The following is a 22,888-nucleotide window of genomic DNA, read 5'->3' on the forward strand; positions in this document are numbered from 1 at the left end:
GTGATGAGCCGACAATGCGGCAAGCCAGGATCAATCGGGAAGTTTGTTGAATTTCCGGAGGTTCTTGTCGACGAAGGACTCGGGCAAGAAGCGGCGGATGAAACGCACCTGTCCTGCGGCCTTCCCGGCTGTGTAGCGTCTCTTGGGCGATGGCGTATTGGCGGCCTTGACGACGGTTGCGGCGACCACCTCGGGCGCATCGCCTTTCGAAACAATTTCGCGCATCAGCTTCTCCGCATCGGTGCGCACTGCATCATAGACCGCAAGCGGCCGGTCGGGGCGCGTGATGTTCTCCTCGAAGGAGGTGCGGGTGACGCCTGGTTCGACGAGCACGACGCGGATGCCCTGTGTGCGCACTTCATGGTCGAGGGATTCCGAATAACCTTCGATCGCGTGTTTGGTCGCTGCGTAAAGCGCGTTGAAGGGCGCCGGGATCAGCCCGAGGATCGAGCTCAGGTTGACGATCCGGCCGCTGCGCTGCCGCCGCATCACCGGCAGCACTGCATTGGTCATGCGCATCGTGCCGAAGACGTTGACGTCGAACACGGCTTTGGCCTGCGCCGTCGTCGATTCCTCGGCGCCGCCGAGCAGGCCGATCCCGGCATTATTGACGAGAAGATCGATCCGTCCCGTGCATTTCAGAACCTCGTCGACGACGTTCTGCACGGATTGATCGTCGATGACGTCGCAGACCAGCATGGTGATGCCGTCGGCGATGTCGGCCATCGGCTTTCGGCTGGTGCCGAACACACGGTAACCGTCGCGCTTCAGCGCCTTCGCCGTCACCAGCCCGATGCCGGAGGAAGCCCCGGTGACCAGGGCAATGCCGCGTTCTCTCTTGCTCATTGACGTCTGCCTTCGTTTTGTCGTGGAACATCCATGCGCATTCTGTTACTATCAAAAAGATAGCAAGTCACTACTAAAAAGATATCGACATGAAGAATCTTTCCGAACAGCCCTGCCTGATCGCCCGCAGCCTGGCGCTCGTCGGCGATGCGTGGAGCATGCTGATCATGCGCGACGCCCATGCGGGACTGACCCGCTTCGATGAATTTCGCAAAAGCCTCGGCATCGTCCCGACAATGCTGACGGGGCGGCTGTCATCGCTGACCGAGGAAGGATTGCTGGAAAAGCGTCGCTATTCCGAGCGTCCGCCGCGCGATGAATATGTGCTGACCGAAGCCGGCCGCGACTTTCTGCCGGTGCTGTTTGCGATCGGCGCCTGGGGCCGCAAGCATCGCAGCGGCGGTGCAGTCACCCGTTTCTTTGACGCTGCAACCGGAACGGAGATCGATCCCCTCACAATCGACCGCGCGACCGGCGCGGAGATTGGAACCCGTCCTATTCGTATCGCCGCACCCGAATGCGAGCTGCCCGCGGCAGATGGAGCGGCACCTGACAACGCCCTTTGAAAGCGATGTCAGTATCCTTGCCATCACCGCCTCCGGCAATGGCAAGGGTGATCCTTAAATCAAAACCGGCGGCCCAAACGGAGCGCTACGACTGTTGCAGCCCGTAGAGCAGCGGCATCAGTCCTGCGAGCGCCCTGAAGCGCTCCCACGACTTGGATGACGGCTTCGTCCAGCCCGTTTCGGCAAGTGCGGAAAGGCGGGGGAAGACGAGGCGGTCGAAAACGGCGCGATCCGTCATCGGCTCGGACCAGATGCAGGCCTGGATGCCGAGGAGTTTCTGTTTCTGGCTCGCCGTCCAGCCGCCGATGGGATCAAAATTGTAGAGCTTCTCGGCGTCCGAAGTCCCCGCCCAACTGGCGCCGGGCTCATCCCAGTCGGGCCTGAGCGCCATGTCGAGGTAGTAGACCTGTCCGGGGCAGACGACCATTTCGTAGCCGCGCTCGGCAAGTTCGGCAGAGACCTCGACATTGCGCCAGCTGCAGAGATAACTCTTCGATTTGTCGATGACATCGCCGTGGGCCGCCTCTTCCCAGCCGCCGGTGATGCAGCCCTTGCTCGCAAGGAAGCGCTGGACGCGGTTCAGGAACTCCGCCTGCAGGATGGCGGCGCCCGAGCCGTGGATGTCGTCGGCACCGTGGGTATTGGTCACGACGTTCAGCCGCTTGGCATGCGCATCGGCAACCTCGTCGCCCGCCACCGTGCGCAGGCGCTCGAGCGCTTCCGGCGAGCCGGACCACGCGCCAAGCGGAACTTCGTCGGCGCCGAGATGGATGGTCTTGAACGGAAAGAGCTCGATGAGTTCTAAGAGGATCGTCTCGACGATCTCATAGGTCTTCTCGCGGGCCGGATTGATGCAATTGTCGGGAAAGCCCTGAACCGAATTTTAGCTGCCGGCCTCGGCCGGATCGCGCAGCTCCGGTATCGCCTGCAGCATGGCGTAGCAATGGCCGGGGACATCGATCTCCGGCACGATCTCCACGCCGAAGCTCTTGGCATGGGCGACGATCTCGCGGATCGAAGCCTTGGTGTAATAACCGCCGGTGCGGGCCGGGCTCGAACCGAGCAGCGGCGGAACGGCAAGACCGTGGCCGCGCCAGGCACCGACCGCGGTCAAATCAGGATAGGCGTCGATCTCGACGCGCCATGCTTCGTCGTCGGAAAGGTGCCAGTGGAAACGGTTGAGCTTGTTCCAGGCAAGCACCGCCAGCAGTTTCTTGACCTCAGCCGCGCCGTAGAACTGGCGGGCGACGTCGAGATGCAGGCCGCGCCAGCCCATTGACGGCTCATCGACGATCTCGCCGGAAGCCGGAAACTGGAAGACCTCGGGATGCAGCCTTGCACCGCGCCAGATCTGGCCGAGCGTGACGAGGCCGTAGAGAAAGCCGGTCTGGCTGCTTGCCTCGATCGTGATCGCCTCACCCTCGAAGCTCAGCCGATAGGCCTCCGGCCCGAGCCCGGCGGCATCCTTCAGGGCAACCGGAACCGCGCCTTCCGCCTCGCTCCGCATAATGCCTTCGACGGCAAAGAGATGCTCGACCAGCGCTGCGAAACTTCTTGATGCCGCCTCCCCTGCAGCGCTCTGCGACTGCGGCGCAAAACCGGCCGGCAGCGGCCGGCGGGAAGTGACCGCCACATGGTTCGGCCAGGGGATGATCGACACCTGAACGGGCGCATTGATGGGAACCGGATAGATCTCGGCGCCACGCTTCAGCGGCGCATTGCTGACCGAAGATCGCGTCGGCTCTATGCTGAGCACGATCGTGCTTCCATCGGAAAGCGCGAGATAACCGCTTGTCGCGCCGTCCGTCCAGTGACGGAACTGCCAGCTCAGTGCATAGACCGATATCGTCCACGTCTCGCCGGCGCCGAGAACGAAATTGGCCGGTGGCTGGAATTCGGTGAAATTCGAGAGCCGCTGCGAAACCGTGGCGCCTTCGACACGACCGGCCGGATCGACACGGCCTGGGCCGCTCACGCAGAGGGAGAAATTCGAAAGCGGCTCGGTGCCGAGGTTCTTGAGACGCAGGACGTAGGAGAATTCCTTACCGTCAGCAGGCGGGTTCCAAAGGGTTTCAAGCCGCAGGGCTTTCGGTCGAGATGTGGACATGGTCGCTCTTTCTTCTTGGAGATCGGATCATGAGTATTCCGGCACACTACCGGAGCGGAATTGGTGATCGGCATGGGGCAAGCGGCCTTTTCGTGGAAGGCCGAGGGTGTGACGTTGCCGACGATCGCGTAGGCCCAGCCGGTCGGAGGCGGTTGCTGCCGCGAAGCTGGCTCCGATGGAAGTGGCGCGGTGCAGCCTTGCTCAACCTCATGCCCCGCGAGCCCGGTGTTTTGAAGTCAATCAAATTGATTTAAGATTGATAGTCAGTTTCCCGCCGAGACGTCAATTGCCGGTTGGAAATTTCTGAAGCGCCTTTCGGACCGGCTCCCGGCAGACATTGTCTGGGCATGACCCTCACCGAAAAACGACCGTCAAATCAAGCAGCCGAGCCTTCGCGGCGTATTCATGCAAAAAGTGTCGACTCGTCCTTCGCGTTAACTATTAAGGTACTTTTAAGTACCATAATTAACTCAACGATGGCGAATTGACCTTTCCGAACACGGGTCGATAAGGAGTCGAGCAGGCTGTCTGCCTTGCAAACGCAACAGCAGCTTGCGATCCAATCGCTATCGATCGCGAATTCGTCGTCGCAGAATATTCTGTCGCTCTTCCGCAGTTAAGCGCCTGACATATATTACGCCTGAACCAAATCCGTTGAAAAGACGATCGAGCCTGACCCACCTGGTCAGGCTCGATCGCAATTGGGGATGGAAATGCCAACAGCGCCGCGGTCTTGCAAACGCGGCGCTGTAGCACTTTGAATTGCCGCATATTTTACTCTCGATTGATTCCGATTTAAGAAATTATGCAGTAGTCTTCGCACCCTCGGCTGAGAATGCAGCGCGCCGGATCATCGCATGTCGGAACGACTTGAATCTGCCCGCCCTGATGAAACCCCCGCCATCGTCTGGCTCGGCTTCATGGCGATGTGCGTCGGCATGTTCATGGCGATCCTCGACGTTCAGGTGGTGGCGACATCGCTGCCGACCATTCAGTCGGCGCTGGGTATCGATCCCGATCAGATGAGCTGGATACAGACCGCTTATCTCATCGCCGAAGTGGTGGCGATTCCGCTCACCGGCCTCTTGACCCGACTGCTGACGATGCGATGGCTGTTCGTTACCGCCATCAGCCTGTTCGTCGCCGCCTCGGCCGGCTGTGCGGCGAGCGGCAGCTTCGGCGAGCTGGTAGCCTGGCGGGTGCTGCAGGGCTTTTCCGGCGGAACCCTGATCCCCTCGGTGTTTTCAGCCGTGTTCATTCTCTTCCCGAACGAGCGCCAGGCGCTTGCGACGACGATCGCCGGCGTTCTCGCGGTGTTGGCCCCGACCGTCGGACCGATCGTCGGCGGATGGCTGACTGAGACCTACTCCTGGCACTGGCTGTTCCTGATCAACGTTATTCCGGGCATCGTTTCGGCAATCGTCGCTGCGTGGTTCCTGCCGCGGCAGGCGCCCGATCCGTCTGAACTCGGGCATCTCGACACGCTCTCGCTTCTGCTGATGGCAACCGCATTGACGACCCTGGAACTCAGCCTGAAAGAGGCGCCGACGAGCGGCTGGACCTCGGCCTATGTGCTCAGTCTGCTGACGATCTGCCTCACATCGGGAGGCGCGTTCATATGGCGAACGCTGCGCCGACGCCGTCCGATCGTCGATCTCGGCAATTTCGGCGACCGGAACTTTCTGGTCGGCTCGGTTTTGAGCTTTATGCTCGGCATCGGCCTGTTCGGCTCGGTCTATCTCATGCCGGTTTATCTCGCTTTCATCAGGGGACACGACGCCCTCGAAATTGGCATGACGATGCTGGTCACCGGCATCGCGCAATTGATCACGGCGCCGATCGCGGTGGCGCTGGAGAAGCGGATGGACGCGCGATTGCTGTCGGCGGCCGGTTTCGCTCTCTTTGCGATCGGTGTCGGGATGAGCGCTTTTCAGGATCCTCGTTCGGACTATGACGCGATGTTCTGGCCGCAGGTGGTGCGCGGCGTCGCTATCATGTTCTGCCTGCTGCCGCCGACGCGGCTGGCGCTCGGTACACTGCCGCCAGAGCGCATCCCCGATGCCAGCGGACTTTTCAACCTGATGCGCAATCTCGGCGGGGCCATCGGCATCGCTCTGATCGATACGATCATCTACACGCGCTCGGAGCCGCTGGGACAAGGCCTGTGGACCCGCCTTCAAGCCGGCGACGTCGAGGCTGCGTCATTCGTCGGCGCGCCTCTTCAGACGATAGCGGGGCATAATGGCAGCTTCGACGCGGATACCACGGCACTGCTCGATCCGCTGGTCCAGACCGCGGCAAGCGTCCAGGCCATCAACGAAGCCTGGATGGTGATTGCCGTCCTGACCGGCTGCGCCCTGCTCTCAGTGCCCTTTGCCAGGCGGCCAACGCCAACGTGAAAACTGGGGTTGACGAGGCCGCTCTGAACAGAATCAACCAAGTTGTTGAAAAACCTGGAGCCGAGACTGATGCTGAGATCGGGCTTTCAACTTCCTCGCCGCGAGTTAGTCTCGATGCTCAGGCATGTCTTTCAGCTGATCTTTTGTCCAGGACGTAACTGCGTGAACGTCACCATCTTCATCGCGCATGAAGTCCAGATCGCTGATCGGCACGGAAACAGGTTTCGCGCCAATGCCGAGAAACCCACCGACGTCGATGACGACATTTGCGCTGCTGCCTGAACCGTGCACGTGGTCCACGCTTCCAACCTTGTCGTCATCTGCGCCGTAGACAGTAGCGCCTTCAAGGACTGCGGGCGTTAGTTCGTCGGTGCCAAGTCTCACGTGCTTGCTGTGGTCCATTTTCAAACTCCTCCGTTCGAGCCCATGTGAAAGCCGCCGGGGTGCTGTTTGTTCCTGCGTGAGGCTAAAAGCTGACGCTCAAGAGCTATCGGCCTTTGGGAACCGTTGTCGCTCTTGGTTGTCTAAGCTCCTGTAGATGAACGGTTAACTTGGCGAATGGGTTGAAATCATCAGCCGTGCCGAGCCCCATGGCCCGATCGCGCATTTGGAGCGAAAACTGACCTACGATTTCGGCTTAAAGAACCTGTCGGCTTCCTTCATCGCGTTCTGCGCCGAGCCATACAGCGCGCTTACGGCATCGCGCATTTCGGCAAATGCCTGCATGGTTCGTGGCGAAATGTAATCGCCTCTTGCTTCAGCATTGAGCCGCAAAGCTCTCTCGCAATCGGCGGCAATTCTATCCAGCTCCGGGGAAACCCGATAGAGCCGTTCCAAAATGGCGTCGATGTCACCCTTGGCGCGTTCAGACATTCGTTCTGCCATCAAACCCTCACCGCTGTGTCCCTTTTCCCTGCAGGAGCCGAAGAACTCCTAAAACAGTGTTCCCTGCTCGGCTTCGTCAGCTACTTTCATGTCCGCGTCGCCTCGCCGGCGAAGTTCCGTCTCCGCGCTGAAGCGGAGGTCGGCATCCCGATCGCGAGCAAACGCCTGCAATGCCGCAATATCCAGCCGATCCCAGCTTTTGCCACGCTCTGGGCCAGAAGGCACTCGTGGCAAAAGACCGGGCTCGCTGCTCCATTTCACCAGTTGCTCGAAGGTGGATTCATTCAACATGTCCCGCAAATGGTGTGCGGTTACGTATGCATCGGGCATTGCGCGATGGGCGGGAAGGCCAATCGCGTGCACCAGTCCCTCGGGCATACGCAGATACCGGAGCATCTGGTTGGAGAACCTCGGCAGTTCAGGCCACAGCCGAAGTGCGCATTTCCACGTACATATCCAGGCCGCTCCGCCGGTAAATCTGGGGGTGCAGTAGCGCTGCTCGAAACTTGCCCGATGTGCAGCCAGCGCGATCACTCCACCTTCCGGCCGTAAGACGCTGGAGGCGATTTCTTTCCAAAAAGGTGCCGTCGCGACCTCCGCGTCCACGATGTGATGTATTGCCATCGTCTCAGGAGAGATCGGTCGCCCTGGATTTATAAGCAATGATCCGCGCTCTTCGTCAACCTGCCATCCCCCGTCATGGCCAAGCACGACGTCCTGCCATCCGACCTCGCAAACATCATTCAGGCCATTCCCGGCTGTTTCGAGGTCAACGACCCGGATGCGAGACTTATGATCTACCGGTTTTGATAGGATCCCACTGCTCTCGATCAACATAATTATCTATTTCGGCCGAATGCCGTAAAAGTCCAGATATCGCTCGGACACGATGCGACGGGCTTGCTAACGATTGTCGACAAGGTCGACGTGCTTAACCTGAGCGACATGGCTAAAAGAGGCCTGCTCCGCCACCAGCACTGATCAATTTGGAGAATGTTCCGAGCGGCAGGTCACTGTGCCCAATGTTCCGGAAAATAACCGGGACCACTTACCAGGCCTGAGAGATCGGGACTTTACGCGACGGCGTCACGCCTGTATTGCAGCGCCACTTCAAATCGCCTGCCGACTCGTTGGTTTTCGCGCTTTGAGCAACAAAAAGGGCGCTCCCCGGACACGGGTTGAGCGCCCTATAAGTTTTTCTCCATTGCAATCGCGGACCGAAGCCAGCGCCTGGGAATTGGGAGGCCGGTCGATCAAACCCGGCGGCAACGCGTGATTTTCGGAGACAAAAAAAGAGGGCCGACGGTAAACCGTGGCCCATTAATTGTGGAGATATAAACCTCCAGAGGGGAACAGCTGAAACGACGGAACTGGGAGGAAAGCCGTCGTGTTGCATCAGTCATGATCGTTATGCTCCTTTTTTGACCAGTTGGAAAACATTTTTTGTGCAACGCAGCTATGCAATGGCGGACCATCTAGCCGAAAGTAGTCCGTGTTTGAAGGCTGCTACCGCGCCTGGATCTTGAACTTTTTAGAAGGCGTCGATCTGGCGCCGGACTACGCCGCAATGGAACGAGCCATCCACTGGAGAAGAGGCCATGCGTGAGGATGCGATGCCTTTGATCGGGTTCGACGATTTCGCTTGATTTTACTCGGCGTCGTCGTTCGCCTTTGGGAACAGTTGGAGCACATTTGACCCGCTCGGGTGCGCGACAGTGCGAGCCTTTGGGCGCTGCGAGTTGTTTTCCCCAGCCTTTTGGACAGCTGAAACGAGACCTTCCCGCTGGCGATAATAATCTGGCTTGCGAGGCAGGGTGAGGTCAAACTCTTCAAGCATGCGCTCAATAATGTCCATCGCTTCAGCGGCCAGACCAGCATAACCTTCTTGGCGTCGTTCAAAGAAGCCATCGTATCCGGGCCTGGAAAGGTCGAGGCTATCCAACGCATAAGAAAGCGTCTTCACTCGGTTCGACAACCACAAAATTTCTTCTGAAAGCTCGGTATTAAAAAGCCCCCAGTTTGCCTCACGCGGAAGAGCAAGGGTTGGATCGGGAACGTGAAACGCGAATTGGCCTTCATCCATAGGATTGAATTCTGGCATGTCGTGAACGGCCGCATAGCTGGCTCCGACAAAATCGTCTAGGGCCAGCACCGTCAGCATCGCCAGATTTCTAACCTCGGCTTTCGGGCGCCGGTTGATCCCAGACTTCGCAAGTCGAATGACGATGGGAAGCAAGGAGCCAGCGGCTAAACCGCCAGCGCCGATCAACGCTCCCATTGCCATGATCCCTTGAGTGGTTTCGAAGAACTGCGTCAATAGTCACCTCGTTGAATAGGAGCTGCGAGTTGCATCAAGAAGCACGCACAGACGGAATCAGCGGTTTCCGTCCCAGTTTGCCTTGAACTTAAACGATAGGGAACTCCGTTCCCGCCGGTATGGCGCCATCGGGCAACCTGACGCCTCGTCACCGGCGACCACTGTTCCTTTGAGGCCTTGGCAATGACCTATCGCTGCAACTATCGAATTAGAACATCAAGTGATATCGACTGGCCTGGCTTTCAAGGACCAAATCGAGAACCGGCGATGTTGGTAAGATTTCTCTCAACCATTTTGCGTCATCCTCCAATTCCCCTCTGAAGCCAATCGACGAGATCTCAATGGCCACGGACCTTGACCGCAGTTTTCAAATGCCCCGACGCGACGAGCTTGGCCTCTTCACGATCAGCAACGGTTCCGGCCTGTCGATATCGGCGCTGCCGAACGGCACCCTGTTTGCCATCGAATATGCCGACGACAAGGGATCGGTGCAGATCAACCAGATCCAGGGCTCGCCGCTGACCGGCGGCGTCAGTCGCCTTTATCTGCGTATCGGTGGTGCGGCACCCGATGTCGTCGAGCTTGTCGGGTCTTTCGCCGATGGCAGCTTTGGGCACGATGCGACAAGTCTCTCCTGGAGCGGCAAGAGAGGCGATATCGGCTACAATGTCCGCCTCGAGCTTCATCCCTCCGAAACGGCCTGGTTCTGGCGTGTTTCCATCCGGCATCTGAAGGATGGCACGCTGCCGGTCGATCTGGTGCTGATCCAGGACGTCGGTCTTGGCGATCGCGGCTTCCTGATGAACAGCGAAGCCTATGCCTCGCAATATGTCGATCACCATATCGCCGATCACGAGACATTCGGTTCTGTCGTAATGAACCGGCAAAATCTCAAGCAGTCGGGTGCTCGCAACCCCTGGCTCGTGCAGGGCTGCCTTTATGGGGCGGCTGCCTATGCCACCGATGCGATCCAATTGGTACAGGCGAGTGACCGTCTCGGCGACTTGCTGGTCGGCCCCTTCGGCACCAACCTGCCGAGCAAACGGCGCCAGCAGGAGACGGCATGCCCCGCCATCCAGTCAAAATCGCTTTCCGTCCCGGCAAGCGGTGCGACCGCGACCTTCTTTGCCGTCTTCGCCGCGGATCATCCCGAGGCATCGAGCGATGCCGACCTTTCACGGCTTGACGAGCTTGCGGCGACAGAGGGGACGGCGGCCGATATTGCCGAGGCCGCGCCGGTCCGCAGCCTGCTCCAGGATGCTGCTTTGCTGAAGGCCGAGGCGCTGGATAAAAAAATGATCAGCCAGCTCTATCCGCAACGGAGCCTGGAAGAGCGCGTCGACGGAAAGCTTCTTTCGTTTTTCGTCTCCGACGGCGTTTTGAACCGCCATGTGGTCCTGCGCGACAAGGAGCTCTTGGTAGCGCGCCGTCACGGGGCGATCGTCAGAAGCGGTGAGAATATGCTGCTCGACGATAGGACGCTTGCCGCGACCTGCTGGATGCAGGGTATTTTCGCGGCCCAGCTGACGATCGGCAATACGTCCTTTCACAAGCTCTTTTCGGTCTCCCGCGACCCCTACAATCTGACCCGCGCCAGCGGGCTGCGCATCATGGCCGATGTCGGCGCCGGCTGGCAGCTTCTGGCGGTGCCGTCGGCTTTCGAAATGGGGCTCAGCGATTGCCGCTGGATCTATCGCCTCGCTGAACGCACGATCATCGTGTCGGCGGTCGCCTCCGGCGAGGATGCGGCGATGCAGTGGACCGTCTCCGTCGAGGGCGAGCCGTGCCGCTTCCTGGTGTTTGGTCATGTCGTGCTCGGCGAGCGCGAATATGATGCGGGCGGGCAGATCGAATTCGATACGTCGGGCAAACGCATTCTTTTCCGGCCGGACCCGGCTTGGCTCTGGGGCGAGCGTTATCCCGACGCCGGCTACTGGCTGGTGAGTTCGACGCCCGATGCCATCGAAGAGATCGGCGGCGACGAACTGCTCTACAGCGATGGGGTAACACGCAACGGCGCTTTCGTGGCACTACGATCACTGATGACGCAGGCGCTGTCGTTCGCTGTCGTCGGCTCGATGACAGATGCGGCGGAAGCCGAGCGCCTGGCGCAGCGTTATCAGGCCGGCGTCACCGATGAAGCCATGCTTGCCCCGGCATCGAAATTCTGGCGGAACACCGTGCGCGGCCTGACGGTCGGCAGCACGTCGCCCGACCTTGCCGCGCAGACGACCCTGCTGCCCTGGCTCGCCCATGATGCAATCGTGCATCTAAGCGTGCCGCACGGCCTCGAGCAATATACGGGTGCGGCCTGGGGCACACGCGACGCCTGCCAGGGGCCGATAGAATTCCTGCTCGCCTACGAGCATGACCGCGAAGCCAAGCAGGTGCTGAAAACCGTCTTCAGCGAACAATACCTGGGAAAAGGCGACTGGCCGCAATGGTTCATGCTGGAGCCCTATGCCAACATCCGGGCGGGCGATAGTCACGGCGATATCGTCGTCTGGCCGCTGAAGGCGCTCTGCGACTACATCGAAGCGACCGGCGATCTCGCCATCCTCGACGAGAAAGTCTCCTGGCGCGATGAAAAGACAATGGCCAGGGCGGAGCTCGACACTATCGCAATCCATGTCGAGAAGCTGCTCGATACCGTTCGCGAAGCTTTCATCCCCGGAACGCATCTGATCCGCTATGGCGAGGGAGACTGGAACGATTCTCTGCAGCCGGCCGATCCGCATCTGCGCGACTGGATGGTCAGCAGCTGGACCGTTGCCCTGCTCTACGAGCAGATCGTGCGTTATTCGGCGATCCTGCGCCGCCTCGGCCATGGCGGCAAGGCCAAAGGCTTGAGGAAGATCGCAACGGCGATGCGCCGGGATTTCAACCGCCATCTCGTGCGCGACGGCGTCGTGGCCGGCTACGGTATCTTCGATCCCAGCCATGACGGCGTCGAATTGCTGCTGCACCCGAGCGACCGGCGCACCGGCCTGCATTTTTCGCTGATCTCGATGACGCAGGCGATGCTCGGCGGCCTCTTCACACCGGCTCAAAGACAGGGTCATATGAAGCTGATCGAAGAGCATCTGCTCTTTCCCGACGGCGTACGACTGATGGAGAAGCCCGCGACCTATGCCGGCGGACCCGAGACGCTGTTTCGCCGCGCCGAATCCTCCTCCTTCTTCGGCCGCGAGATCGGGCTGATGTATGTGCATGCGCATCTGCGCTACTGCGAAACGCTGGCGCTCGATGCCGAAGCGGAAGAGCTCTGGAAGGCGATCGCCCTCGTCAACCCGATTTCGGTCACATCGGCGCTGCCGCATGCATCGCTGCGCCAGCGCAACACCTACTTCAGCAGCAGCGATGCGGCTTTCCATGACCGTTATCAGGCAGCGGCCGAATGGGAGCGCGTCAAGGCGGGAAAGATCGCCGTCGACGGCGGATGGCGGATCTATTCAAGCGGCCCCGGGCTTTACACCCGAAGCTTCGTCGAAAATATCCTCGGCTTCAAACGGCGCTTCGGCCGCCGCAAACGCAAACCGCTTCTTCCCGCGGTCCACGCCTCTGCCGATCTGCAAACCGACCACGCCGTCTGGCGGCGGCTGATGAAGCCGAAGCCTGAGGCGTGAAGCGGGCGCGCCTCATGCACCGCGGCATTATGCGGTAGCGTCACGCAACTCCTCGAAGCGCGCGGCGCTCTTCGACAGGTGGCTTCGGATGGCGCGGCGCGCGGCGGGCTCGTCACGGTCGCGGATCGCCGCGAATATGGCATGGTGTTCCCTGCGCATGCGCGCCGCATGGCGCTTGCGCTCGGCTGATGTCATCTTGTCCAGGCGCGCCCATTGCCGTGGCACCATGATGTTGCCGAACGTATCGAAGAGACGGCCGTAATAGGAGTTCTGCGTCGCGACCAGAATGGACCTGTGGAAGGCGTAGTCTTCTTGCGCGCCGTATCCACCCTCCTCAAGCGCCTTGTCGAGGGCATCGAGACGATCCTGCATGCGGTCGATATCCTCCTGGGTGCGCCGCAACGCGGCAAGACCGGCGGCTTCGTATTCGACCCCCATGCGCAGCTCCAGCACGCGCAGAACCTCGTCGATCGACTGCAGGTCGTTGGGAATGATGGAGAAGGATCGGGGCGTCGGATCGTTCGAGACGAAAGCCCCAAGGCCTTGCCGCGTGGTGATCAGCCCCTTCGCGCGCAGCGCTGCGAGCGCTTCGCGAACGATCGTCCGGCTGACGCCTGTCGCTATCATGATCGCCTGTTCGGTCGGCAGGCGCTGGCCGGGCTTCAGGTCGCCGGACTCGATTTGCGCCGTCAACATATCGGCAAGGTTGCTACGCAGGTTCGGCGCCTGCTGAATGGTGTTGAAGACCGCGTTGTCCTTGTCTGCCATCCTGTTTCGAGATCCTGGTGTCGAGGCGGCCGCGCCGACCCGTTTCCTGTTCGCATTCCACATATAAGTCGAGAGCGTCGGCAGCGGCCCTCGCTCACAATCCCGAAAATCCGAATCGATTTTCGGGGTTATGCGCAGATCGAAGCGATAGAGCGTCCTGGCACGTCTGAAAAGACGCGAGGCGCTCTCGGTGTGATCGGTTGGTGAGACCGATCAGCGCGCCAGCCAGCCGCCATCGACGGGCAGCACCGTTCCATGCACGTAGTCGGATGCCGACGATGCCAGGAATACCGCCGCACCGCCGAGTTCGGACGGCGTTCCCCAGCGCCCGGCCGGGATGCGGGAAAGGATGGCGGCATTGCGGTCGGCATCCTCGCGCAGCGCCGTGGTGTTGTTGGTGACGAAGTAGCCAGGGGCGATGGCGTTGACGTTGACGCCCTTCCCGGCCCATTCGCAGGCAAGCAGCTTGGTCAGACCGGCGAGGCCGCTTTTCGATGCGGTATAGGACGGAATCCGGATGCCGCCCTGGAAGGAGAGCAGCGAGGCGATGTTGATGATCTTGCCCCTGCCCTTGTCGACCATATGGCGGCCGGCTGCCTGCGACAGGAAGAAGGCGGTCTTCAGATTGACGTCGATCACCGCGTCCCAGTCTTCCTCGGTGAAATCGAGCGCATCGGCGCGGCGGATGATGCCGGCATTGTTGACGAGGATGTCGAGGCCGCCGAAGGTCTGGATGGCCTCAGTGACGATCCCCTTGACCGGTTCGATGCTGGCAAGATCGGCCTTGACGACATGGAAGCGGCTTCCCGCTTCCTTCACCAGCGCCTCGGTTTCGTCCATCGAGGAGCGCCCGACGGCGACGATCGACGCACCGGCTCCTGCCAGTGCGGCCGCGATGGCCTGGCCGAGGCCAGTATTGGCGCCGGTGACGACGGCAGTCCTGCCGGAAAGGTCGAAGGGATTTGCCACGACGCTCACCTCAGATCCGCAATGGCGATATGGTCCATGTCGGTGAAGCTCTTATTGTCGCCGGCCATCGCCCAGATGAAGCTGTAGTTCTTGGTGCCGGCGCCCGAATGGATCGACCAGGGCGGCGAGATGACCGCCTGTTCGTTGGCGACAAGCATATGCCGGGTCTGCTGCGGCTCGCCCATGAAGTGGAAGACGCGCTGCTCTGCTTCGAGATCGAAATAGAGATAGGCTTCCATGCGGCGGTCATGCGTGTGGGCCGGCATTGTGTTCCAGACGCTGCCCGGCTCGATCATGGTGAAGCCCAGAGTGAGTTGGCAGGACTGGCAGACCTCAGGATGGATGAACTGGTAGATCGACCGCTTGTTGGCCGTCGCGGCTTCGCCCGGCGTCAGGTGACGGGCCTTTTCGCGGGTGAGCAACACGGTCGGGTGCGTTTGATGGGCTGGCGTCGAGACCAGATAGAACTTTGCCGGATTGGCGGTATCCGTGCTCTCGAATCTGATGTCCTTGGCACCCTTGCCGACGTAGAGGCAATCATATTTGGCAAGATCGTAATTCGTGCCGTCGACGATGATGCGGCCGGCACCGCCGATGTTCAGAGCGCCCAGTTCACGTTCGGCAAGGAAGGTTTCCTGTCCGATCGCTGTCGGCGCCGTCAGCGTCAGCCCGGGGCCGATCGGCGTCGCGCCGCCGATGACCATCCGGTCGTAATGCGAATAGGTGAGCCGGATCTCGCCGCTCGCGAAGACGGTTTCCACCAGAAAGTGACGCCTCAGCGTCTCCGTGTCGAAATCACGCACGGCCTCCGGATGGGAGGCGTGCCTCACGTCGATCTGCATGTCAATTTTCCTTCCGCTTCATTGTCGCCAGGGGTCGTCGCTATTGCGCAAGCCGGTCTTGTCCGGCGTATTCCGCTGCGGCGGTATCCATCCGGTTACATAGTTGTACGACAAGTTTGGTGTCAACAGCTTTGTCGGTGCGCGCTTTAGGAGATGCACGGGCCGGCAAGAGCACGAAAGCAAAATTGGGATAAGAGCAAAACGCCGGAGGTGATGACACCATCGTCATGCGATGGATCGATCGCTGGCGGTCGCTCTTGGCGAGATCCGGCAATGCTATCGCCCAAAACGAAAAAGCCTGCCGCGGGAGGAGGTGCGGCAGGCTTTCGTAAAAAACCGAACGACAGCTGGGAGGAGGAGTGCTGTCATTCCACAGACGACCCTGGGAGGAGGATGGGGCGCCTGTATATCGAAGGGATGCGGGAGGAGGTGCATCGCTTCGATAGAAATAATCATACTTATTTCTTGCTCAGTTGATAGGCATTTCTTTGCAGGGCAGCTATGCGTTATGCGAAAAGCGGGAGGCTCGATCGCCTTGATTCCACCTTGCCGGAAGCACAAAAGCAAAGCGCCCGCTCGGGAAGAAGCAGGCGCTGGCATGGTCTTGAAGATGCTTGGTCTAAGCTGCCGTTAGCGGGCGATGGCTGCGCGCGCGACGTTGCGGATGTCGCCGCGGCCGATGCCGAGGTCGTCCAGTTCGCGTGCGGACATACGACCCAGTTCGGCGACCGTCTGACGGTACTTGCGCCAGTTATTGAAAGAGCGTGCTACGTTCATGATGATCCCCTTTCGTGGGCTTTCGAAGCTTAGCTGCCAGTCCTTGGCGCTTTGTTCGCTTCGATGAGTTGTATATAGTATGGGGCATCCGGTTATTGCAGCGCCAATGCATCACTGCACCTATGCGGCAGTTGCATGGGTCGCCATATCTAGCAGCCAATCAGGATCCGAACCGCTTCGCGGTCAGAGTTTGAAACGATCGAAGGCCGTCAGCCGCACCATCGGCGGCTCCGCTTCGGCCCATCGGTAAATATCCGAGCGCAGATAGGAGAGCTCGTCGTTGAGATCCTCTTCGCCGACTTCGATCCACCAGGACTTCAGGCGGCCGTCGCTGCCGTCCGACCAGCGATAACCCCTCGCCTTCAGATGATCCTTCATCTCGAACGGGCTGTGTTCGGCAAAGACGCGGATGCGCGAGCGCTGGCTGGCGCGGTAAAGCTCGGTGAACGGGCTTTCACCGTCGTGTTGCTCTCGATCGAGGATTTCCAGCAGCGCATGGCAGTCGTCCACGGCACGATGGCCTTCATGGAAATATCCGGCCTGGCCGACGAGATAGCCGAGCTTCGTGCCTTCGAAGCCGCGGGCGCTCCAGTCGATCTCCGAAACCGAGCATGCCCAGGCCTTGCCGGTGAAAACCTTCGAGAAGGCCTCGCAGAACGGCCGGTCGAATCCGGCATTATGGGCGATGATCAGATCCGCCGGCTCGATCAGAGTTCTCAGCGACTGGATATCGATGAGCTGCCCTTCGACCATCGCATCGGTGATACCCGTCAGCCGGGTGATCTCGGGCGGGATCGGCCGGGACGGCTGTTGCAGGCCGCCGTAAATGCCGACGATATCGCCGATCGCCCCATCATCGTTGAAGGTGAAGGCGACGGCGCCGATTTCGATGATCTCGTCGCTGCGGTGGTTGAGACCGGTGGTCTCCGTATCGAGAATGACGCCAAGGCGCGAAAATCCGGGCCGCTTGACTGACGCAATCGGGCGGGCGACCAGCTTTCTCAAGATGCGATAGTTGCCGCTCTCTTCGAGCGCCCGCGCCATGTTCTCATCGGAGTGGACGACCGGCTGCGACGGCCGCCGGCGCGCTGGACCGCGCGCCTTAGCCGTCACGGGCGATGCCTTGGCAAACATGTCGAGTTGCGAATCTCTGTGCACGCTCATCGAATCTATATGTCACGCAGACGCGATTTAATCCATCGCACGGACAGCGCTGCGCCTCTTTTCGAGAGGCGCAAAGGACGCAACAAAGCATGTCGCGCAAAAGTGTGGAGCGGTTTTGCGACAACGACATGCGCAAAACAAAGACCTAAAGCGTGGCAAGCGAATCTGAAAGATCGCGACGCGCTTTAGCGCGTGGAATTATGCAGTAGCCAGATGCGATGGGGTATAAACGCCTGCCGATTTGTCCGGCGGGAAGCGCAGCCGGCAGACCGCGCCGGGACTGCGGTTGTCGATCGTCACCTCGCCGCCGTGCATGCGCAGGATGTCGCGAACAAGGTTGAGGCCGAGGCCGGCACCGCGTCCGTCGTGATGGCGCTTGAAGAACGGCTCGAATATCCGATCCTCCATATCGGCGGGGATGCCCGGTCCCTCGTCGCTGACTTCGATCCAGTTGCAGCCTGATGTCAGCGAGATGATGCCTTTCCTGCCGCCGTGGTTGATCGCGTTCTGCAGGATGTTCATCAGGGCGCGCTGCAGCGCCAGGGGATCGCCCTCGATCTCGCCGGCGCCGTCGACATCGAACTGCACCGTGTAACCGGCGGCAAAGGCCAGTGGCGCCATCTCGATGATGACCTTCCTCGCCAGTTGGCCGAGATCGACCTTGATGAACTGGACCTTGCCCTGTTTCAGTCGCTGAAGATCGAGCATCTGCTCGGTGAGAACGGCAAGCCTTGCGGCATCTTCCAACAGGTCGGTCTTGATCGAACTGTGCGGCAAGGATCCAATTCTCGTATTCAGAATGGCGATCGGTGTGCGCAGTTCATGGGCGGCATCGGTCAGAAACCGTTCCTGCCGCTCATAACCCTCGTCGAGACGGCCGAGCGCGCGGTTGACGGCATGCACCAGCGGCGCGATCTCTTCGGGAGTATCGTTTTCCGACAGCCGCCCGCCACGCTGGTCGATATCGATCGTATCGGCCTGGAGCGCGGCCTGGTCGATCCCGACCAGCGACCTTCGCACGACCAGCGGCGTCGCGATCAACGCACCCAACGCCATCACTGCGACGATCGGAATAACAATTTTCGCAAGGACCAGCGAAAGCTTGAGCAGGATGAAGGTGGACGAGTTTGGGCCGTCGGTGCCCGTCAGAAACTGCACCTGTCCCCCATCCGTGGCAATCCACTTCATTCGGGCAGCCGGACGGTCGTGGTCGTCGAGATTCGAGCCGAATTTGGCCTGGCCGACATGATCGAGCGTGTTGCCGATTGCGGCGTATTCTTCCGGAACCGGGCCCTCGGTCAAAACATGACCCTGCAGGTCGCGTATGGTGTACCAGAGATCGGGCGCGTCCTTGCGCAGCTGTCGCAGATCCTCGGTCTCCCTCAGGCTCAATTCTCCGGTGGGCTGGCGGAACACGGCCTGGCGCAGGACCTCGATCGTGCCTTCCGTCGACCTGAATTCGGATATCTTGCCAACCGAAATCAGCACGATCATCACCAGGATGAGGACGACCGATTGGACGGCAAGGAGCCGCCAGAACAGGCGCTTGCGCAGCGAATAGGAGCATCGTTTGCTCATGATGCTTCACGCAGGAGATAACCCACGCCCCGGATAACGTTGATGACGACACCTGCTTGCGATGCCGCCAGCTTGCGCCGCAACCGCGATATGTGGGAATCGAGCGCGTTCGACTGGATCTCGTCGTCGAAGCCGAAGACCGCTTCCATCAAGGCCGGTCGCGGCACCATACGACCGGCACGGCGCATGAGGCATTCGAGCACCAACGCCTCCCGGCGCGGCATTTCCAAACGCAGGCCGGAGACGATGATGTCGCAATAGGTCGGATCGAACGAAAGCCGCCCGATCGAGATCAGCGCCGGGCGCAAGGTTTCGGAGCGGCGCATCACGGCACGCAGCCGCGCCAGAAGTTCGTCAAAGACGAAGGGCTTGGCAAGGTAATCGTCGGCCCCGGTCTCGAGGCCGGTGATCCTGTCTGGAACCTCTCCCTTGGCGGTAATGACGATGATCGGCAGCGTCAGCCCCTTCTTGCGGATCTTCGGAATGAGTTCGAGACCATCGCCGTCGGGCAATTGCCGATCCAGAAGCACGGCGTCGTAGGCGCCGTCGCCGATCACCATCTCGGCGTCGCACAGCGTCGAAACGTGATCCATCACCATGTCGTGCCTGGTCAGGGCGCCTCGGAGCGCCACGGCCATTTGAGGTTCATCCTCGATCAGTAGTATGCGCATCTCATATTCCTATCGGGGGTGCCTATCGGGGACTGCCGGTCCTCAGGTGGAAACCATATCACCATCAAGCAAGGCGGCGGTGCCTTCAGAGCATCGAATGGAAGATCGCCGCCTCGTAGCAAAGGATCCTATCCATCATGATGCACGGCGCTGCTCGATCAAAGCCATCGGTTGGTACCTGCGGCTGATGCGGTAGACTGCGGCCGGCGGGATATTGCGCAAGGTCCAGTCGATCCTCTTTGAGACAAGACCGAGGGAGTCGAGGATTTCGATGGGCACCGAGCATTTTGGGCCAAAGGTCAGGCCCGCAAGGCGCGGGCCTGATGGCGTGATCGAAGCGATGCACAGCGGCGCACGAAGCCAAGCAAGAAGAAAGCGTCGTCGATCGAAACGTGGCATTGGACCTTCACAGTGGCTGATTGATTCCACCCATGAACCGGCTCAACATTGCAGCAGTCTGTCATGTCGCAGTCACGGTGACGCAGACGCAGATTTTATGTCTGAGACGCGACCTTCCGCTGCGCTGTTCTGAGCCCCTTCCTGTCGATCCAGCTTTTGATTTCGGCGGCAATCGCCTCGGGCTGGTCCTCGGGGGCAATGTGGCGCGCCGGCCCGCACCCCCTGATCTCCAGGCCGGCGATATTGTCGCGGCACCACGATATCATCTCGCTGCCGATCAACAGCGTTTCGGAGGGACCGTCGAAGGTCAGCAACAGCTTGGGAGTCTGAGGACTGGCGCAAAGCCAGCGGTCATAGGCCTCGATCCTGGCGACCACGTCGGCCGGCTCGCCGTTGATCGGCATGGCGCGCGGCCATTCCAGCAGCGGGCGCCGGCTGTTACGGTCCGGATAGGGTGCTCGGTAGACATCCCAGTCGGCATCGCTCAGCCCTTTCAGCGTGGTCGCGCGCAAGGCCTGTTCGATGAAGAAATTTTCGTCGAGGACCTTGGTCTCGCCGGTTCCCGCGCCCCGCAACAGTTCATAACGCGCCTTTCCGCCGCCCGGCAGATCATACCAGCCCATCGGCCGCAGGATGGTTTCCATGAAGGCGATGCCGCGCACCCGCTCGACGTGGCGCGAAGCCCAGTCGAATGCCAGCGCGCCGCCCCAGTCGTGGCCGACGAGCACGACGTCGTCGAGGTCAAGCGCATCGAACCAGGCGTCGAGATAGGCGATGTGATCGCCATAGCGATAGCCGATATCGGGTTTGCCGGAGCGTCCCATGCCGATGAGATCGGGCGCTAGGTAGCGGCCAGGCCCGATACCGGGCATGATGTTCCGCCAGAGATGCGATGAGGTGGGATTGCCGTGAAGGAAGACGATCGGGTCGCCCTCCCCCAGCTCCTCGTAGGAGATGAACGAGTTGAGGATATCGATGGTCGGCATATGGAGCTCCACGCTTTCGTGCTATATAGGCAGGCGACTGTCCATCTATCATATAGACAGGTAACTGTCTATATCGCTGCGCGGGGTTTCATGTCGTCTTCTTCCCTTGGCCTGTTGTTGCGTCTGGTCCATCAGCATTGGACACAGGCCGTGGAAGCGGCACTCGATGAGGCCGGTTACGGCGATATCCGCCCGCCGCACGCCAATGTCTTTACCTTCGCGCGGCCGGAGGGCATCCAGGTCAGCGAGCTGACCAGGCTCGCCCGTGTTCGCAAGCAGACGATGACGCAGGCCGTGGAAGAACTCGAGCGCTTGGGTTATGTCGAGCGCCGGCCCGATCCGACTGACCGGCGTGGCCGGCTGGTGTTTCTGACGGAAAAAGGCCAGGGGGTCAGGCCGATAGCGATGGCGGCGGGCCGGCGCGTCGATGAAAGCTGGGCCGCCCTGGCCAGCCAGCAGCAGATGGACGATTTGCGGACAGCACTCCAGCGGCTGCTGGAGCAGCTGCAATAGCGAAGCGGGGCTGGCTTGAGACGACCCTTTCCACTTAACCGTCGCACGACCGAAGGAAAATACATGCCTGGTGACAACAACAAAGGTGCCGACGAGGACGTCGTCATCATCGGCGCCGGTGCCGCCGGCATTGCCGCCGCCCGTCGCCTACAGGCAATCCGCCCGGATCTTTCCATCCTCCTGCTTGACGCTGGCGATCGTCTCGGCGGTCGCGCCTGGACGGTTGGACTGCCTGAGGCCGCCGATATCGGGCTCGATCTCGGCTGCGGCTGGCTGCATGGCGCTCGGACCAATGCCTGGACTGCGATCGCCGGCGAGGTCGGACTGACGGTCGACCACACACCTGCGCCCTGGAACGATGGCGGACGGCGGCTTCAGCGCGATGACGCGGAGGCGCGCGCCGCAAGGCAGGCGATCGGCGCCTATTTCGAGCGGCTGGAGAGCCACGCGGGCAATGATGCAGCCATGGCCGATATGCTCGAGCCCGGCAATCCCTGGAACGGCCAGATCCGGGCGGTCGGTACCTACATCACCGGCGCCGAACTGGAGCGGTCGTCGGTCGTCGATTACAACAGATATGATCCCGGCCCCGGCCCTGACTGGCGGGTGCGCGAGGGCTATGGGACGCTGGTCTCGCTTTACGGCAAGCCGGTTCGGGCAAGGCTCGGCACCGAAGTCACGCGCATCGACCATCGTCATGCCGGCCGTATCGGCATCGAGACGAACCAGGGTGTGCTCAGTGCCCGCGCGGTGCTGGTGACGGTTTCGACGAATGTGCTTGCCGCCGGCAAGATCGCCTTCGACCCGCCTTTGCCTGACAAGATCGAGGCAGCAGCCCGTTTACCGCTCGGGCTCGCCGACAAGCTGTTCTTGAGGCTCGCAAATCGGGAGGCGTTGCCGGCGGACACGCATATGTTGGGCTCCAACAGTCGCGGCGCGACCGGCACCTATCAGCTCCGGCCGTTCGGCGCCCCCGTCGTCGAAGCCTATTTTGCCGGCGACCTCGCGCATGATCTTGAGGGGCAAGGCAGAGAGGCCGCCTTCTCCTTCGCTGGAGACGAACTGTCGGCACATTTCGGCGCGGATATCCGCGAGGAGCTGTCGGTCGCCGCGATGTCGGCCTGGGCCGCAACGCCCCATATCGGCGGCTCCTATTCCTACGCCGAACCCGGCGCCTCCGATCAACGCGGCCGTCTCGCCGCGCCGCATGACGAGCGGATCTTTTTTGCCGGAGAGGCCTGTTCGACGTCGCGTTATTCGACGGCGCACGGCGCCTACGAGACCGGTGTCGCCGCAGCCGATCGGATCGCCGGTTCGTTTTGGCAAAATCCGTGATCCTCGCCGGGCACGACGGCAGGCAGGAATATTTTTTTCTCACTTGGTCGCGCGGGCGGGATTGGTTATGCTGCCCTCGCCCCTGAGTTCCCAGCCCAGGGCGCTATACGTCATCCGGCGGCAAGCGGCCGCCTCAAGCA

General features: G+C 60.8%; 19 protein-coding genes and 2 pseudogenes. 6 read left to right on the forward strand and 15 right to left on the reverse strand.

The window, feature by feature from the left end; all coding sequences use genetic code 11:
- Positions 1-30: 30 nt before the first annotated feature.
- Entirely contained in the window at positions 31-846 is an 816-nt protein-coding gene (locus AC244Q_RS31135; RefSeq protein WP_128405895.1) for an oxidoreductase, read from the reverse strand.
- Between the two features lie 89 nt (positions 847-935).
- Here AC244Q_RS31135 and AC244Q_RS31140 point away from each other — a divergent pair, with 89 nt between their 5' ends.
- Positions 936-1,412: a winged helix-turn-helix transcriptional regulator gene (locus AC244Q_RS31140; RefSeq protein ID WP_128405896.1), complete on the forward strand. Its 477-nt coding sequence runs from the start codon at positions 936-938 to the stop codon at positions 1,410-1,412.
- Positions 1,413-1,497: 85 nt separating this feature from the next.
- Here the strand turns inward: AC244Q_RS31140 and AC244Q_RS31145 are convergent.
- A pseudogene (locus AC244Q_RS31145) lies at positions 1,498-3,519 on the reverse strand (beta-N-acetylhexosaminidase).
- 503 nt (positions 3,520-4,022) lie between these two features.
- Here AC244Q_RS31145 and AC244Q_RS31150 point away from each other — a divergent pair.
- Positions 4,023-4,139 (forward strand): annotated as a pseudogene (locus tag AC244Q_RS31150) (flagellin); the annotation flags it as partial.
- Between the two features lie 237 nt (positions 4,140-4,376).
- Entirely contained in the window at positions 4,377-5,918 is a 1,542-nt protein-coding gene (locus tag AC244Q_RS31155; RefSeq protein WP_128405897.1) for a DHA2 family efflux MFS transporter permease subunit, read from the forward strand.
- A gap of 105 nt (positions 5,919-6,023) precedes the next feature.
- Here the strand turns inward: AC244Q_RS31155 and AC244Q_RS31160 are convergent, their stop codons facing one another.
- From AC244Q_RS31160 to AC244Q_RS31175, 4 genes are all read right to left on the reverse strand, one after another.
- Positions 6,024-6,320 carry a PRC-barrel domain-containing protein gene (locus tag AC244Q_RS31160; RefSeq protein WP_113547764.1) on the reverse strand — a complete coding sequence of 99 codons (297 nt, stop codon included), beginning with the start codon at positions 6,318-6,320 and terminating at the stop codon, positions 6,024-6,026.
- Between the two features lie 222 nt (positions 6,321-6,542).
- A complete protein-coding gene (locus AC244Q_RS31165; RefSeq protein WP_012763191.1) occupies positions 6,543-6,803 on the reverse strand; it encodes a hypothetical protein in 261 nt (86 codons plus the stop codon).
- A 48-nt stretch (positions 6,804-6,851) separates the two neighbouring features.
- Positions 6,852-7,640, reverse strand: a complete 789-nt coding sequence (locus AC244Q_RS31170; protein WP_012763190.1) for a DNA polymerase III subunit epsilon — start codon at positions 7,638-7,640, stop codon at positions 6,852-6,854.
- Between the two features lie 811 nt (positions 7,641-8,451).
- The gene (locus tag AC244Q_RS31175; protein ID WP_128405899.1) at positions 8,452-9,120 is read right to left on the reverse strand and encodes a hypothetical protein; all 669 of its coding nucleotides are present in this window, start codon (positions 9,118-9,120) and stop codon (positions 8,452-8,454) included.
- 341 nt (positions 9,121-9,461) lie between these two features.
- Between AC244Q_RS31175 and AC244Q_RS31180 the strand changes: the two genes are divergently transcribed.
- Positions 9,462-12,746 (forward strand): GH36-type glycosyl hydrolase domain-containing protein, encoded by a 3,285-nt coding sequence (locus AC244Q_RS31180; protein ID WP_128405900.1) that lies wholly within the window; start codon positions 9,462-9,464, stop codon positions 12,744-12,746.
- Positions 12,747-12,773: 27 nt separating this feature from the next.
- Here AC244Q_RS31180 and AC244Q_RS31185 read toward each other — a convergent pair whose 3' ends face one another.
- From AC244Q_RS31185 to AC244Q_RS31225, 9 genes are all read right to left on the reverse strand, one after another.
- Positions 12,774-13,514, reverse strand: coding sequence for a FadR/GntR family transcriptional regulator (locus AC244Q_RS31185; RefSeq protein ID WP_012763187.1), 741 nt, complete (start codon positions 13,512-13,514; stop codon positions 12,774-12,776).
- 213 nt (positions 13,515-13,727) lie between these two features.
- A complete protein-coding gene (kduD, locus tag AC244Q_RS31190) occupies positions 13,728-14,492 on the reverse strand; it encodes a 2-dehydro-3-deoxy-D-gluconate 5-dehydrogenase KduD (RefSeq protein ID WP_281024061.1) in 765 nt (254 codons plus the stop codon).
- The gene (kduI, locus tag AC244Q_RS31195) at positions 14,489-15,325 is read right to left on the reverse strand and encodes a 5-dehydro-4-deoxy-D-glucuronate isomerase (protein ID WP_113547768.1); all 837 of its coding nucleotides are present in this window, start codon (positions 15,323-15,325) and stop codon (positions 14,489-14,491) included. Before kduI ends, kduD begins: the two co-directional genes overlap by 4 nt.
- Positions 15,326-15,955: 630 nt before the next feature.
- Positions 15,956-16,102, reverse strand: coding sequence for a DUF1127 domain-containing protein (locus AC244Q_RS31200; protein WP_003594835.1), 147 nt, complete (start codon positions 16,100-16,102; stop codon positions 15,956-15,958).
- Between the two features lie 183 nt (positions 16,103-16,285).
- Positions 16,286-17,266 carry a 3'-5' exonuclease gene (locus tag AC244Q_RS31205; protein WP_128405901.1) on the reverse strand — a complete coding sequence of 327 codons (981 nt, stop codon included), beginning with the start codon at positions 17,264-17,266 and terminating at the stop codon, positions 16,286-16,288.
- A gap of 198 nt (positions 17,267-17,464) precedes the next feature.
- Complete coding sequence (locus AC244Q_RS31210) at positions 17,465-18,844, reverse strand: ATP-binding protein (protein ID WP_128405902.1); 1,380 nt, start codon at positions 18,842-18,844, stop codon at positions 17,465-17,467.
- Positions 18,841-19,515, reverse strand: a complete 675-nt coding sequence (locus tag AC244Q_RS31215; protein WP_012763182.1) for a response regulator transcription factor — start codon at positions 19,513-19,515, stop codon at positions 18,841-18,843. Before AC244Q_RS31215 ends, AC244Q_RS31210 begins: the two co-directional genes overlap by 4 nt.
- A 135-nt stretch (positions 19,516-19,650) precedes the next feature.
- Positions 19,651-19,914: a hypothetical protein gene (locus AC244Q_RS31220; RefSeq protein ID WP_128405903.1), complete on the reverse strand. Its 264-nt coding sequence runs from the start codon at positions 19,912-19,914 to the stop codon at positions 19,651-19,653.
- Between the two features lie 95 nt (positions 19,915-20,009).
- Positions 20,010-20,900: a haloalkane dehalogenase gene (locus AC244Q_RS31225; protein WP_128405904.1), complete on the reverse strand. Its 891-nt coding sequence runs from the start codon at positions 20,898-20,900 to the stop codon at positions 20,010-20,012.
- Between AC244Q_RS31225 and AC244Q_RS31230 the strand changes: the two genes are divergently transcribed.
- Complete coding sequence (locus AC244Q_RS31230; protein ID WP_128405905.1) at positions 20,901-21,413, forward strand: MarR family winged helix-turn-helix transcriptional regulator; 513 nt, start codon at positions 20,901-20,903, stop codon at positions 21,411-21,413. It abuts the gene before it with no gap.
- 63 nt (positions 21,414-21,476) lie between these two features.
- A complete protein-coding gene (locus AC244Q_RS31235; protein WP_128405906.1) occupies positions 21,477-22,748 on the forward strand; it encodes a flavin monoamine oxidase family protein in 1,272 nt (423 codons plus the stop codon).
- Positions 22,749-22,888: the final 140 nt, after the last annotated feature.

It is taken from the genome of Rhizobium sp. CB2179, from assembly GCF_057653455.1.

What these genes read in the sequence shown, in the direction of transcription:
- AC244Q_RS31135 (WP_128405895.1), bottom strand. Translation starts at nt 846, where the DNA reads ATGAGCAAGAGAGAACGCGGCATTGCCCTGGTCACCGGGGCTTCCTCC.
- AC244Q_RS31140 (WP_128405896.1), top strand. Translation starts at nt 936, where the DNA reads ATGAAGAATCTTTCCGAACAGCCCTGCCTGATCGCCCGCAGCCTGGCG.
- AC244Q_RS31155 (WP_128405897.1), top strand. Translation starts at nt 4,377, where the DNA reads ATGTCGGAACGACTTGAATCTGCCCGCCCTGATGAAACCCCCGCCATC.
- AC244Q_RS31160 (WP_113547764.1), bottom strand. Translation starts at nt 6,320, where the DNA reads ATGGACCACAGCAAGCACGTGAGACTTGGCACCGACGAACTAACGCCC.
- AC244Q_RS31165 (WP_012763191.1), bottom strand. Translation starts at nt 6,803, where the DNA reads ATGGCAGAACGAATGTCTGAACGCGCCAAGGGTGACATCGACGCCATT.
- AC244Q_RS31170 (WP_012763190.1), bottom strand. Translation starts at nt 7,640, where the DNA reads ATGTTGATCGAGAGCAGTGGGATCCTATCAAAACCGGTAGATCATAAG.
- AC244Q_RS31180 (WP_128405900.1), top strand. Translation starts at nt 9,462, where the DNA reads ATGGCCACGGACCTTGACCGCAGTTTTCAAATGCCCCGACGCGACGAG.
- AC244Q_RS31185 (WP_012763187.1), bottom strand. Translation starts at nt 13,514, where the DNA reads ATGGCAGACAAGGACAACGCGGTCTTCAACACCATTCAGCAGGCGCCG.
- kduI (WP_113547768.1), bottom strand. Translation starts at nt 15,325, where the DNA reads ATGCAGATCGACGTGAGGCACGCCTCCCATCCGGAGGCCGTGCGTGAT.
- AC244Q_RS31200 (WP_003594835.1), bottom strand. Translation starts at nt 16,102, where the DNA reads ATGAACGTAGCACGCTCTTTCAATAACTGGCGCAAGTACCGTCAGACG.
- AC244Q_RS31205 (WP_128405901.1), bottom strand. Translation starts at nt 17,266, where the DNA reads ATGAGCGTGCACAGAGATTCGCAACTCGACATGTTTGCCAAGGCATCG.
- AC244Q_RS31210 (WP_128405902.1), bottom strand. Translation starts at nt 18,844, where the DNA reads ATGAGCAAACGATGCTCCTATTCGCTGCGCAAGCGCCTGTTCTGGCGG.
- AC244Q_RS31215 (WP_012763182.1), bottom strand. Translation starts at nt 19,515, where the DNA reads ATGCGCATACTACTGATCGAGGATGAACCTCAAATGGCCGTGGCGCTC.
- AC244Q_RS31220 (WP_128405903.1), bottom strand. Translation starts at nt 19,914, where the DNA reads ATGCCACGTTTCGATCGACGACGCTTTCTTCTTGCTTGGCTTCGTGCG.
- AC244Q_RS31225 (WP_128405904.1), bottom strand. Translation starts at nt 20,900, where the DNA reads ATGCCGACCATCGATATCCTCAACTCGTTCATCTCCTACGAGGAGCTG.
- AC244Q_RS31230 (WP_128405905.1), top strand. Translation starts at nt 20,901, where the DNA reads ATGGAGCTCCACGCTTTCGTGCTATATAGGCAGGCGACTGTCCATCTA.
- AC244Q_RS31235 (WP_128405906.1), top strand. Translation starts at nt 21,477, where the DNA reads ATGCCTGGTGACAACAACAAAGGTGCCGACGAGGACGTCGTCATCATC.